Annotated in this window: 10 protein-coding genes; 6 read left to right on the top strand and 4 right to left on the bottom strand. The window is 71.9% G+C overall.

Features of this window, described 5'->3' with window-relative positions; all coding sequences use genetic code 11:
• Positions 1-98 precede the first annotated feature (98 nt).
• Together ACWEF6_RS29920 and ACWEF6_RS29915 are read left to right on the top strand one after the other, a co-directional pair.
• Positions 99-656, top strand: coding sequence for a TetR/AcrR family transcriptional regulator (locus ACWEF6_RS29920; RefSeq protein ID WP_449685989.1), 558 nt, complete (start codon positions 99-101; stop codon positions 654-656).
• Between the two features lie 78 nt (positions 657-734).
• Positions 735-1,742, top strand: a complete 1,008-nt coding sequence (locus ACWEF6_RS29915; RefSeq protein WP_449685988.1) for a medium chain dehydrogenase/reductase family protein — start codon at positions 735-737, stop codon at positions 1,740-1,742.
• Positions 1,743-1,793: 51 nt separating this feature from the next.
• On the opposite strand, the gene argG is transcribed toward ACWEF6_RS29915, so the two are convergent.
• Positions 1,794-3,239, bottom strand: coding sequence for an argininosuccinate synthase (gene argG / locus ACWEF6_RS29910; protein ID WP_310976225.1), 1,446 nt, complete (start codon positions 3,237-3,239; stop codon positions 1,794-1,796).
• Positions 3,240-3,336: 97 nt separating this feature from the next.
• Between argG and ACWEF6_RS29905 the strand changes: the two genes are divergently transcribed.
• Positions 3,337-4,263, top strand: a complete 927-nt coding sequence (locus ACWEF6_RS29905) for an aminoglycoside phosphotransferase family protein (RefSeq protein WP_449685987.1) — start codon at positions 3,337-3,339, stop codon at positions 4,261-4,263.
• A gap of 217 nt (positions 4,264-4,480) precedes the next feature.
• Here ACWEF6_RS29905 and glpD read toward each other — a convergent pair whose 3' ends face one another.
• Genes glpD through ACWEF6_RS29890 form a run of 3 tightly spaced genes read right to left on the bottom strand, consistent with a single transcriptional unit; the run spans position 4,481 to position 8,537 of the window.
• The gene (gene glpD / locus ACWEF6_RS29900; protein WP_449685986.1) at positions 4,481-6,169 is read right to left on the bottom strand and encodes a glycerol-3-phosphate dehydrogenase; all 1,689 of its coding nucleotides are present in this window, start codon (positions 6,167-6,169) and stop codon (positions 4,481-4,483) included.
• A gap of 17 nt (positions 6,170-6,186) precedes the next feature.
• Positions 6,187-7,701, bottom strand: a complete 1,515-nt coding sequence (gene glpK / locus ACWEF6_RS29895; protein ID WP_449685985.1) for a glycerol kinase GlpK — start codon at positions 7,699-7,701, stop codon at positions 6,187-6,189.
• Between the two features lie 14 nt (positions 7,702-7,715).
• Entirely contained in the window at positions 7,716-8,537 is an 822-nt protein-coding gene (locus ACWEF6_RS29890) for an MIP/aquaporin family protein (RefSeq protein WP_449685984.1), read from the bottom strand.
• 154 nt (positions 8,538-8,691) lie between these two features.
• Here ACWEF6_RS29890 and ACWEF6_RS29885 point away from each other — a divergent pair, with 154 nt between their 5' ends.
• The 3 genes from ACWEF6_RS29885 to ACWEF6_RS29875 all read left to right on the top strand — a co-directional run bounded on the left by ACWEF6_RS29885 (position 8,692) and on the right by ACWEF6_RS29875 (position 12,739).
• Positions 8,692-9,444, top strand: coding sequence for an IclR family transcriptional regulator (locus ACWEF6_RS29885; RefSeq protein WP_449685983.1), 753 nt, complete (start codon positions 8,692-8,694; stop codon positions 9,442-9,444).
• A gap of 10 nt (positions 9,445-9,454) precedes the next feature.
• A complete protein-coding gene (gene glpK / locus ACWEF6_RS29880) occupies positions 9,455-11,404 on the top strand; it encodes a glycerol kinase GlpK (protein ID WP_449685982.1) in 1,950 nt (649 codons plus the stop codon).
• A gap of 111 nt (positions 11,405-11,515) precedes the next feature.
• Entirely contained in the window at positions 11,516-12,739 is a 1,224-nt protein-coding gene (locus ACWEF6_RS29875) for a cytochrome P450 (protein ID WP_449685981.1), read from the top strand.
• The last annotated feature ends 6 nt before the right edge of the window (positions 12,740-12,745 follow it).

The raw sequence follows: 12,745 nt of genomic DNA, 5'->3' as shown, positions 1-12,745 counted from the left end.
GTGGGGAATTCGCGGACATCCGAGACATCGAGACGGTGAACGTCACTCGATTGCCGGAGAGTTGCCCGTTCAGCGAGAGTGAGTGTACAGTCACTCACGTGACGAAACGCGGTGCCACCCTCTCCACCTCCGACGCCCGGCGGGACACCGTCGTCGACGCGGCCATCGCCGAATTCGCCCACGGCGGCTACCACAGCACGCCGATCAGCGCGGTGGCCGCTCGCGCCGACATCTCGCCCGCGTACGTCTTCAAGTTGTTCCCCGGCAAGGTTTCCCTGTTCGTCGCCGCGCTGGACCGGTGCTACGAACTCGTCGTGCACGCGCTCTCCAACGGCGCCGCCCGCGTCGAGGGCGCCGACCCCGGGAAGATCCTCCACGAGATGGGCGGCGCGTACGCCGAACTGATCGCCGACCGGAACCTCCTGATGCTGCAGGTGCACGCCCAGTCGGCCGCCGACACCCCCGAGATCGCCGACGCCGTCCGCCGCGGGCTGGCCAAGGTGACCGAGTTCGCCCGCTCGCGCTCCGGCGCGGCCGACGACGAGGTGCAGCGGTTCATCGCCTACGGCCAGCTCTGCCACCTGGTCGCCACCCTCGACCTGGACGAGCACGCCGGCGAGTGGGCCGCCGTGCTGTCCGCCGGCATCCGCCACTGAAAACCCGGCCCCACCTCGGGGCTTTTTTCTCGCCCGTCGAGTGATTGACCAGTCACTCACGCCACGAAAGGAATTCCCGTGACCGTCACCGAAATCGTCCTCCCCGGCATCGTCGAGCCGGACGGCCTGCGCGTCGAACACCGTGCGCTCCCCCGGCCCGCCGCCGGGGAAGCCCTCGTCCGCGTCGAAGCCACCGGCGTCTCTTTCGCCGAGCAGCAGATGCGCCGGGGCAAGTACTTCGACCAGCCGCCGTTCCCGTTCGTGCCCGGCTACGACGTGGTCGGCACCGTGCTCGAAGCCGCCGACCCGGCCTTGATCGGGAGGCGCGTGGCCGCGCTGACCAAGATCGGCGGCTGGCGCACCCACCTCGTCCTGCCCGCCGCCGACCTGGTCCCGGTGCCGGACGGGCTCGACGCGGCCGAGGCGGAGACGTTCGTCGTCAACGGCATCACGGCGTGGCAGATGCTGCACCGGATCGCGAAGGTCCCGGCCGGGGCGACGATCCTGGTGCACGGCGCGAGCGGCGGCGTCGGCACGACGCTGGTCCAGCTGGCCCGCGCGGCCGGGATCGAGGTGATCGGCACCGCCTCGGCCCGCAACGCCGGCGTGGTGACCGCGCTCGGCGCGACCGCCGTCGACTACCGCGGCGACGTGCCCGCCGAGGTGCGCAAGCTGGCCCCGGAAGGCGTCGACGCCGTGTTCGACCACGTCGGCGGGCCCGGCATCGCCGACTCGTTCCGGCTGCTCACCCCGGGCGGGACGCTGGTCGCCTACGGCAGCGCGGCCACCAAGGACCAGCCGGGCAACTCGCGGCTGCCGGTGCTGAAGCTGTTCGCCCGCCTGCTGTGGTGGACCGCGTTGCCGAACCGCCGCCGCGCGCACTTCTACAACGTCTGGGGCGGCAAGCGGAACCTCCCGCGGTTCCGCGCGCGCCTGGTCGAAGACCTGACCGCCGTCTTCGACCTGGCCGTCCAGGGAAAGCTCCAGGCCCAGGTGGCCGCGCGGATTCCCCTGACCGAAGCCGCGAAAGCACTGGCGCTGGCCGAATCCGGCACGGTGACCGGCAAGGTCGTGCTCGTCCCCTGAACGCACCGAAGGCCACCACGGCGAGCGTGGTGGCCTTCGGGTCGTGGGCAATCAGTCCGTGCCGAACTCCATCGCGGCGCTGTCGAGCAGCTCGACGTCGTCGGTCTTGCCGCGCGAGGCGATCACCTCGGCGCCGCCCTCGGGCATCGCGCCGATCAGGCCGGTCGACGCGGCTTGGGCGGCGCCGATCAGCTTCGGGTTCGAGCCGCCGACCATGCCGAGGCTCGCGTACTGCTCCAGCTTGGCCCGCGAGTCGGCGATGTCGAGGTTGCGCATGGTCAGCTGGCCGATCCGGTCGACCGGGCCGAACGCCGAATCCTCGGTGCGCTCCATCGACAGCTTGTCCGGGTGGTAGCTGAACGCCGGGCCGGTCGTGTCGAGGATCGAGTAGTCCTCGCCGCGCCGCAGCCGCAGCGTCACCTCGCCGGTGATCGCAGTGCCGACCCAGCGCTGCAGCGACTCGCGCAGCATCATGGCCTGCGGGTCCAGCCAGCGGCCCTCGTACATCAGGCGGCCGAGGCGGCGGCCCTCGTTGTGGTAGCTGGCGAGGGTGTCTTCGTTGTGGATGGCGTTGACGAGCCGCTCGTAGGCGGCGTGCAGCAGCGCCATGCCGGGGGCCTCGTAGATGCCGCGGCTCTTCGCCTCGATGATCCGGTTCTCGATCTGGTCGGACATGCCCAGGCCGTGCCGGCCGCCGATGGCGTTGGCCTCCAGGACCAGGTCGACGGCGGAGGCGAACTCCTTGCCGTTGATCGTCATCGGGCGGCCCTGCTCGAAGCCGATGGTGACGTCTTCGGCGGGGATCTCGACCTCGGGGTCCCAGAACGCCACGCCCATGATCGGCTTGACGATCTCGATCCCGGTGTCCAGGTGCTCGAGGGACTTGGCCTCGTGCGTGGCGCCCCAGATGTTGGCGTCGGTCGAGTAGGCCTTCTCGGTGCTGTCGCGGTAGGGCAGGTCGTGCGCGAGCAGCCACTCGGACATCTCCTTGCGGCCGCCGAGCTCGGTGACGAAGTCCGCGTCGAGCCACGGCTTGTAGACGCGCAGGGAGGGGTTGGCCAGCAGGCCGTAGCGGTAGAACCGCTCGATGTCGTTGCCCTTGTAGGTGGAGCCGTCGCCCCAGATCTGGACGTCGTCCTCGAGCATCGCGCGCACCAGCAGCGTGCCGGTGACGGCGCGGCCGAGCGGGGTGGTGTTGAAGTAGCTGCGGCCGCCGGTGCGGATGTGGAACGCGCCGCAGGTCAGGGCCGCGAGTCCCTCTTCGACCAGTGCTTCCTTGCAGTCGACCAGCCGGGCGATCTCGGCGCCGTACTGGCCGGCCCGGCCGGGCACCGACTCGATGTCGGGCTCGTCGTACTGGCCGATGTCGGCGGTGTAGGTGCAGGGGACCGCGCCTTTGTCGCGCATCCACGCGACCGCTACGGAAGTGTCGAGGCCGCCGGAGAAGGCGATACCGACACGCTCGCCGACGGGCAGGGAAGTGAGCACCTTGGACATGCGAATGATTATGCACGCCTATGCATCGTCGTGCAATCCGGGGTGCTCGTGGTCACGAAAACCCCGTTGACCAGGGTGGTTCGGTGGGAGCATGCCGATGCACGCCGATCAGCACACCATCGACACCGGCCTGGTCCGGCGGCTCGTCGACGGGCAGTTCCCCCGCTGGGCCGGGCTGCCCCTCACTCCCCTGGCTTCCGGCGGCACGGTCAACGCCGTGTACCGCCTCGGGACCGAGCTGACCGTCCGGCTGCCGCTGACCGCTGGTGGCGCCGGCGACATCGCGAAGGAACGCGAGGCCCTCGGCGCACTGGGCGACCTGCCGGTGGCGGTCCCGGCGGTCGTCGCGGTCGGTGAGCCCGCCGAGGGGTACCCGTGGCCGTGGGCGGTGCACCGCTGGCTCGACGGCTTCCCGGCGCTCGAAGGCCACCCGGCTCCCGGGCTGGCGGAGTTCGTCCTCGCGCTCCGGGCGAACCGGGCAGCGGGTCCGCCGGCCCACCGCGGGCGGCCGCTGTCCACCGTGGACACGGCCGCCCGCGAGGCGATCGCCGAGCTGAGCCGCACCGACGAGCCGTTCGACGCGGAGGCGGCCCTCGCCGTGTGGGCCGAAGCAGTCGACGCTCCACAATGGACCGGGCCGCCGCGCTGGGTGCACGGCGACCTGATGCCGAGCAACCTCCTGCTGCGCGACGGCCACCTCAGCGGCGTCCTCGACTGGGCGACCGCGGGCCTCGGCGACCCGGCGATCGATCTGATCCCGGCGTGGGGCCTGCTGACCACGGACACCCGGGACGCCTTCCGCGACGCCGTGGCCCCCGACGACGCCACCTGGGCCCGCGGCCGGGGCCGGGCGCTGGCGATGGCCGTGCTCCAGCTGCCGTACTACCGGCACACCAACCCGGTCATTTCGGCCAACGCCCGGTACGTGCTCGCCGAGCTGGGCGTGCTCACCGGTTCCCGATCACCGGCAGGTCCCACCGCACGGCGTGCGAGTTCTGCTCCGGAACCGAGCATTCGCCCGTGACCGCGCCACGGTCGTTGAGGTCCGCGGCACGGCAGTAAGCGCCCTTGGCGGGCAACGGCAGCGGAGTGACCCGGTCAGCCCGCCGGGCAGCGTGTCCAGATCGATCGGGCCGCCCGGTTCGTCCGCACTCGCCGGTACCGCGGCGAGCACCACCGCCGTCGCGAGACGCCGCTGAACATCCCTGTCCTCCCCTTCAGGTCGGTTCCGGGTGTCCGGTTCAGCTCGGCAGCAGCGCCGGAGCCGCGAGGCGGGTGGCGTTCGCCGCCGCGTCGTCCGGGGCTTCCTGGGCCGAGCGCTCCGCCTCGACGCGCGCGAGGTAGTTCGCCACCTCGCGCTCGCGCTTCGGTGCGTCCCAGCCGAGCAGCGGGGCCATCAGCTCCGCGACGACCGGCGCCGCCGCGACGCCGCGGTCGCGCTCCTCGATCGAGATGCGCGTCCGCCGCGTCAGGACGTCCTCCAGGTGCAGCGCCCCCTCGTGGGAGACCGCGTACGCCGCCTCCACGCGGAGGTACTCCGAGCCCTCCGTGATCGGCTCCGCGAGCGCAGGGTCTTCCTCGATGAGCGAAAGGAGGTTCCAGATCCGCGTGCCGTACCGCTGCAGCAGGTGCTCGACGCGGGTCAGCGGCAGGCCCGACTTCGCGGCGACGCCGGACCGGTCCTCCCACAGCTCGTGGTAGCCCTCGGCGCCGGCGATCGGGAGCCGGTCGGTCCAGGACGGCGGGGCCGGGCGGCCGAGCTCCTCGACCGCGACGTCGACCGCGTCCGCGGCCATCACCCGGTACGTCGTGTACTTGCCGCCGGCCACGATGACCAGGCCCGGCACCGGGTGCGCCACCGCGTGCTCCCGCGACAGCTTCGTCGTCGCGGCCGCCTTCGCCGCCAGCAGCGGGCGCAGGCCGGCGTAGACGCCCTCGATGTCGTCGTGCGTCACGGGGGTGCGCAGGACGGCGTTGAGGTGTTCGAGCACGTAGTCGACGTCCGCGCGGCTCGCCGCCGGGTGCTCGCGGTCGAGGTCCCACTCGGTGTCGGTGGTGCCGACGATCCAGTGCCGTCCCCACGGGATGACGAACAACACGCTCTTCTCCGTGCGCAGGATCAGCCCGGTGTCGAGGTCGATCTTCTCCCGCGGCACCACGAGGTGGATGCCCTTCGAGGCCCGCACGGTGAACGGCGCCGGGATGCCGGCCGCCTCCGCCATGTCGTCGCTCCAGACACCGGTGGCCGCCACGACGGTGCGAGCGCGGATCTCGAACTCGACACCGCTCTCGCGGTCGACCACCTTCGCGCCGACGACGCGCTCGCCGTCGCGGAGCAGCGAAGTGACGCGAGTCCGCGTGAGCACCGAAGCGCCTTGCTCGGCCGCCGTCCGGGCGATCGTCATCGTGTGGCGGGCGTCGTCGACCTGGGCGTCGTAGTACTGGATCGCCCCGATCAGCGCGTCGTCCGCGAGCGCCGGGGCCACCTGGAAGGCGCCCCGCTTGGACAGGTGCCGGTGCCGCGGCAGCGCGCGGGCGCCGCCGAGGGTGTCGTACAGCGTGACGCCGGCGCCGATGTAGCCGCGCTCCCACACCCGGTGCTGCAGCGGGACCAGGAACTTCACCGGCCGCACCAGGTGCGGGGCCAGCTTCTGCAGCAGCAGGCCGCGTTCCTTGAGCGCCTCGCGCACCAGCTTGAAGTCCAGCTGCTCCAGGTAGCGCAGGCCGCCGTGGATCAGCTTGGACGACCGGCTGGACGTGCCGGCGGCGAAGTCGCGGGCCTCGACCAGCGCGGTCGACAGCCCCCGGGACGCGGCGTCGAGCGCGACGCCGGCCCCGGTGACTCCCCCGCCGACGACCAGCACGTCGACCTCTTCGTTGACCAGCTTCCGCAGCGTCTCCGCCCGGTAGGCCGGGGAAAGCGGGGTCACGGTGTTCCTCCTCCTGCTCACTGCACGTCGACCCAGTCGAGCGTGCGGCCGACGGCCTTCTGCCAGCCCGCGTAGCCTTCGGCGCGCTGCTCGTCGCTCCACGACGGCGTCCAGCGCTTGTCCTCGTTCCAGTTCTGCTCCAGCTCGTCGGTCGACTTCCAGAAGCCGACCGCCAGCCCGGCCGCGTACGCGGCGCCCAGCGCGGTGGTCTCGGCGACGACCGGCTTCGACACCGGCACGCCGAGGATGTCCGCCTGCAGCTGCATGCACAGCTCGTTGGCGGTGACGCCACCGTCCACCCGCAGCACGTCGAGGGTGACGCCGGAGTCGTTCTGCATGGCTTCGACGACGTCGCGGGTCTGGTAGCAGATCGCTTCCAGGGTGGCCCGGGCGATGTGGGCGTTGGTCGTGGCGCGGGTGAGGCCGACGATCGCGCCGCGGGCGTCGGAGCGCCAGTAGGGGGCGAACAGGCCGGAGAACGCCGGGACGAAGTAGACGCCGCCGTTGTCCTCGACCTGGCGGGCCAGGCTCTCGCTCTGGGCCGCGCCGCTGATGATGCCCAGCTGGTCGCGCAGCCACTGCACGGCCGACCCGGTGACGGCGATCGAGCCTTCGAGGGCGTAGACCGGCTTGTCGTCGCCGAACTGGTAGCACAGCGTCGTCAGCAGGCCGTGCTGGGAGCGCACCAGCTCCTGGCCGGTGTTGAGGAGCAGGAAGTTGCCGGTGCCGTAGGTGTTCTTGGCCTCGCCGGGCCGGAAGCAGACCTGCCCGACGGTGGCGGCCTGTTGGTCGCCGAGGACGCCGGTGATGGCGACCTCGCCGCCGAGCGGGCCGTCCGCGCGGGTGGTGCCGAAGCCCGGGTTCGACGACGGCCGGATCGCCGGCAGCATCTGCCGCGGGACGCCGAAGAACGACAGCAGCTCGTCGTCCCAGTCGAGGGTCTCCAGGTCCATCAGCATGGTGCGGGAGGCGTTGGTCGGGTCGGTGACGTGCACGCCGCCGTCCGGGCCGCCGGTGAGGTTCCAGATGAGCCACGAGTCGGTGGTGCCGAAGAGCGCGTCGCCCTTCTCGGCGTCCTCGCGCACCCCCGGGATGTTCTCGAGGATCCACTGCAGCTTGCCGCCGGAGAAGTAGGTGGCGGGCGGCAGGCCGGCCTTGCGGCGGATGATGTCGCCCTTGCCCTCGCGCTCGAGCGCGGAGGCGATCCGGTCGGTGCGGGTGTCCTGCCAGACGATCGCGTTGCCGTACGGGCGGCCGGTGCGGCGGTTCCACACGACGGTGGTCTCGCGCTGGTTGGTGATGCCGAGCGCGGCCAGGTCGCCGACCGTCAGGTTGGCCTTGTTGAGCGCGGTCGCGATGACCGAGCGGGTGCGTTCCCAGATCTCGGTGGCGTCGTGCTCGACCCAGCCCGGCTTGGGCAGGATCTGCTCGTGCTCGAGCTGGTGGCGGGCGATCTCGTTGCCGCCGTGGTCGAAGATCATGAAGCGGGTGCTGGTCGTGCCCTGGTCCACGGCACCGACGAAGTCCGGCATGGTCGTGCTCCTACTCAGTTGGCGGGCTCGAGGTCCTTGGCGGGCATGGCGTCCAGCGGGTCGCCGGCCGGGAGGTGGCGCTCGATCAGGTACTTGTAGATCGCGCCGCCGACGATCGCGCCGAGCACCGGCGCCACGATCGGGATCCACCAGTACGGGAAGCCGTACTGGTCCGTGAACGCCGTGTCGTAGCCGGTCAGCCAGGAGGCCAGGCGCGGGCCGAAGTCGCGGGCGGGGTTGATCGCGTAGCCGGCGTTGGTGCCCCAGGCCATGCCGATGGCGACGACGAGGAAGCCGACCACGACCGGGGCGAGGTTCGCGCCGGGCGAGGTGTTGCGCAGGTCGGTGATCGCGAAGATCACCAGGACGAGGATCGCGGTACCGATGATCTGGTCGCGGAAGGCGGCCCAGTCACCGACGGGCAGCGTGCCGTTGCCGGGCAGGGTGGAGAACACGCCCTGGGTCTTGATGGTCAGGCCGGGGTCCTTCGCGTTGAGGACCTCGGTGTAGTTCCAGCGCACCAGCATCGCCGCCAGGAACGCGCCGGCCGTCTGGGCCAGGGCGTAGGGGGCGACCTTGCGCCACTCGAAGCCCTTGAACACCGCGAGGGCGACCGTCACAGCCGGGTTCAGGTGGGCGCCGCTGATCCGCGAAGCGACGTAGACACCCAGGGTGACGCCGAGGCCCCAGGCCCAGGCGATGCTGTCGTGGTCCCCGATGCCCGCGGCGACGACCTGCGCCACCACGCCGCACCCGAACAGGATGAGGATCATCGTCCCCACGAACTCGGCGGCCATCTCGCCGGCGAGCCCGCGGGCCTTGAGGCTTCGCACCATTGCTTTCCTCCACAAAGGACCTTGTCCCCCTATTGGTGGATGAAAGTTAAATTCGCGGGTCAGGCCGGTCAACGGACGCCGGTCGGCATTGTCGAACGGCCGAAGTGGATGTTCGACATTGTCGAATCGGGGCCGGTCGGGTTAGGGTCGCGCCGTGCCCGGTCCGATCCAGTCCATCGAGCGCGCCGCCGCGATCCTGCGGTTGCTGGCGCGCGGCTCGGGCCGTCTGGGCGTCGGCGAGATCGCCGAGTCCCTCGAGCTGGCGAAGGGCACCGCGCACGGGATCCTGCGCACGCTGCAGGGCGTCGGCTTCGTCGAGCAGGACCGCGACACGGGCAAGTACCAGCTCGGCGCGGCGCTGCTGCACCTGGGCACGAGCTACCTGGACGTCAACGAGCTGCGCTCCCGGGCGATCAACTGGGCCGACGCACTGGCCGCCCGCAGCGGCGAGGCCGTCCGGATCGGGGCACCGCTGGAGGGCCGGGTGCTGGTCGTGCACCACGTGTTCCGCCCGGACGACAGCCTGCAGACCCTCGACGTCGGCACCCTGCTGCCGCTGCACGCGACCGCGCTGGGGAAGGTGCTGCTGGCCTACGACACGACGCTGAAGGCGGTCCCGGAGCCGTACACGCGCCGCACGCTGGTCACCCAGACGGCGATCAAGCGGGCGTGTGCGAAGGTACGGGAGGCGGGCTGGGCGGCGGAGAACGGCGAGATGATCTCGGGTGAGGCCGGGATCGCGGCCCCGATCCGCGGCCACGGCGGCATCGTGGTCGGCGCGATCGGGGTGTCGGGTCCGGTGGAGCGGATCTGCGAGCCCGACGGCGCCCCGAGCCCGAGGCTGCTGACCCAGGTCCGCGACGCGGCCCGGGCGGTCTCGCGAGACCTGGGCGCGTCCCGGTGGTGAAGGGAGGACCATGGTCCAGCGGTACGTGATGTCCATCGACCAGGGCACCACCTCCACCCGGTGCATCCTGTTCGACGCCCGCGGCCGGCTCGTCTCCGTCGTGCAGCGGGAGCACCAGCAGCACTTCCCGCGACCCGGGTGGGTCGAGCACGACGCCACCGAGATCTGGCGGAACGTCTCGCGGATCGTCCCGCAGGCCCTCGCCGACGCCGGCGCGACCGCCGAGCAGGTCGTCGGGCTCGGGATCGCCAACCAGCGCGAGACCACCGTCCTGTGGGACCGGCGCACCGGCAACCCGATCGGGCGGGCGATCGTCTGGCAGGACACCCGGACCGACGCGATGCTCGAACAGCTCGCCCGCGAACCCGGCGCCGACCGGGTGCGCCGGCTGTGCGGCCTCCCCCTCGCCACCTACTTCTCCGCTCCGCGCATCCGCTGGCTGCTCGAACGCACCCCCGGCCTGCGCGAGCGCGCCGAACGCGGGGACGTCCTCTTCGGCACCATCGAGAGCTGGCTGATCTGGAACCTGACCGGCGGCGCCGAGGGCGGCGTGCACGTCACCGACGTCACCAACGCCTCGCGGACCATGCTGATGAACCTGCGCACCCTCAACTGGGACGACGAGCTGCTGGAGTTCTTCGACGTCCCGCGCGCGATGCTGCCGGAGATCCGCTCGTCGACCGAGGTCTACGGCACGACGTCCCGCGTGGTCCCCGGCATCCGCATCGCCGCCGCGCTGGGTGACCAGCAGGCGGCGCTGTTCGGCCAGACGTGCTTCGCGCCCGGCGAGGCGAAGTGCACCTACGGCACCGGCAGCTTCCTGCTGCTCAACACCGGCCCGACGCCGGTGCTGTCCACCCACGGCATGCTCACCACGGTCGGCTTCAAGATCGGCGACGAGCCCGCGGTGTACGCCCTGGAAGGGTCGATCGCCGTCACCGGGTCGCTGGTGCAGTGGTTCCGCGACGGCCTGGAGCTGATCGGCAGCGCGCCCGAGATCGAGACCCTCGCCCGGACGGTCGAGGACAACGGCGGCTGCTACATCGTGCCCGCGTTTTCCGGCCTCTTCGCGCCGCACTGGCACAGCGAGGCACGCGGCGTGATCGCCGGGCTGACGTCGTACATCACGAAGGGCCACCTCGCGCGAGCGGTGCTGGAGGCGACGGGCTGGCAGACCCGCGAGGTCGTCGACGCGATGAACGCCGACTCCGGGCTGGCGCTCTCGACCTTGAAAGTCGACGGCGGGATGACCGCGGACAACCTGCTGATGCAGTTCATCGCCGACGTCCTCGACGTGCCGGTGGTGCGCCCGATGGTGGCGGAGACGGTGTCGCTCGGCGCGGCCTACGCGGCGGGGTTGTCCGTCGGGTACTGGCCGGACCTGGAGGGCCTGCGGCGCAACTGGCACCGGGCGGGCCAGTGGCTGCCGGCGATGGACCCGGCCCGCCGCGACTCCGAGTACGCGCACTGGCGCCAGGCGGTGGAGCTGACGTTCGGCTGGATGCGCCCGGCCCCGGCCGCGGCGGCACCGGGTTCGGACCTGGTCGAGGTGCTGCTGGCCGACCACCGCCGGTTCGAGCAGCTGCTGCGCGACCTGCGCAACACCGAAGCCGACCGGCCGGCCCTGGTGGCGGAGCTGTCGGCCCTCCTGGTCGCGCACGCGACGGCGACCGAGCGGATCGTCCGGCCGGAGTCTCCGGGCTCGCCGTTCGCCGAGGACCTGCTGGCCGTCCTGGAGGGTGACGACTTCGAGAAGGCATTGCTGCGGCTGGAGAACGTCGTCGACGCCCACGTCCGCGGCGAGGAACGCGGGCTGCTGAACGACCTGCGCCGGAGTATGTCCACTTCGGACCGGACGGGACTGGGCCGCGCGTTCGTCGCGGAACGCCGCCGCCAGCAGGACCTCGACTGCGGCCGGGCGGACCACGTCCGCGGGCTCGGTGACCGCCTGAAGCTGTAGTGCCTGCCGCACGGGCGGTCCGCCGAGTGGTGGCCGGCTGCCGGACGTTGCCCGGCCGGGGCGTCGGGAGAAGACTGCGGGTACCGCTTTCCGCCACCGGAGGGAGCACTCGTGTCCGCAGCCGCCGATCACGCCCTGTTGTCCCTGTCCAGCCCGGCCGGGCTCGCCGATCCGTACCCCGTCTACGCGAAGCTCCGCGAGGAGACGCCGATCTTCCGCAGCGAGGTCTTCGGCGGCTGGGTGCTCAGCCGGTTCGCCGACTGCCAGCAGGTGCTCGCCGACGGCGAGACCTTCCGCGTCCTCGACGCCGGGTGGCGCGACCGGCACACGCCGGGCTGGCGGGACAACCCCGCGATGGCGTTGCTGGCCGATCTGCTGCCGTGGAAGAACCCGCCGGACCACACCCGCGAACGCCGGCTGCTCGTCCGCGACTTCACCGTCCGGCGCGTCCAGGCGCTGGAGCCTTCCGTCCGCCGGGCCACCGACCGCGTGCTCGACCGCTTCGCCGACGCCACCGCCGGCGGGACCGCGGCGGAGTTCGTCGGCACCGTCCTCTACCCGCTCGGGATGGCGGTGATCGGCGATCTGGTCGGCGTGCCCGAAACCGACCACGACCGGCTGCGCCGCGTCACCGACCTGATCGGCAAGCAGGTCGACCCCGCGATGTCGCCGGAGCTGCGCGCCGCGGTCGACGCGGCCGCCGTCGAATACCACGCCTATTTCACGGATCTGATCGCACGGCGGCGGGCGGAGCCGCGCGACGATCTGACGTCCGCGCTGCTGGCCAGGCCCGCCGCCGGCGAGGAGCTGATGTCCGGCGAAGAGGTGCTCAACTCGCTGCTCGTGTTGTTCGGCGGCGGCTACGAGACGACCGCGGGCGCGCTCGGCAACGGGGTCCACGCCCTGCTGACCCACCCGGACCAGTTCGCCCTGCTCACCGGCGATCCGGGACTGGCGGCCGGTGCGGCCGAGGAGATCCTGCGGTGGGACGGGGCCGCCCAGGTGACCCAGCGCGCGGCCGCCCGGCCGGCGGTGCTCGACGGCCGCGAGATTGCCGAGGGCGACGTGATCGTGCTGCTCTCGGGGTCGGCGAACCGGGACCCCGCGCGGTTCGCCGACCCGGACCGCTTCGACATCACCCGGGACGGCGGCCGCGGGCTGTTCTTCGGGCACGGCCTGCACCTCTGCCTCGGCGCGGCCTTGGCGCGGCTCGAAATGACCGTGCTGCTCGAACAGCTGGGAAAGCGGTTTCCGACGCTGCGGATCGGCGGCGAGGTGACGCGCCGTCCCAACCCGGCGCTGCGCGGGATGGCGTCCCTGCCGCTGACCCGGTGACTTCCG

The organism is Amycolatopsis sp. NPDC004772 (genome assembly GCF_053601215.1).
This window is presented reverse-complemented; position numbering and strand designations above follow the sequence as displayed.

What these genes read in the sequence shown, in the direction of transcription:
- glpK (WP_449685985.1), bottom strand. Translation starts at nt 7,701, where the DNA reads ATGCCGGACTTCGTCGGTGCCGTGGACCAGGGCACGACCAGCACCCGC.
- ACWEF6_RS29905 (WP_449685987.1), top strand. Translation starts at nt 3,337, where the DNA reads ATGCACGCCGATCAGCACACCATCGACACCGGCCTGGTCCGGCGGCTC.
- argG (WP_310976225.1), bottom strand. Translation starts at nt 3,239, where the DNA reads ATGTCCAAGGTGCTCACTTCCCTGCCCGTCGGCGAGCGTGTCGGTATC.
- ACWEF6_RS29890 (WP_449685984.1), bottom strand. Translation starts at nt 8,537, where the DNA reads ATGGTGCGAAGCCTCAAGGCCCGCGGGCTCGCCGGCGAGATGGCCGCC.
- glpK (WP_449685982.1), top strand. Translation starts at nt 9,455, where the DNA reads ATGGTCCAGCGGTACGTGATGTCCATCGACCAGGGCACCACCTCCACC.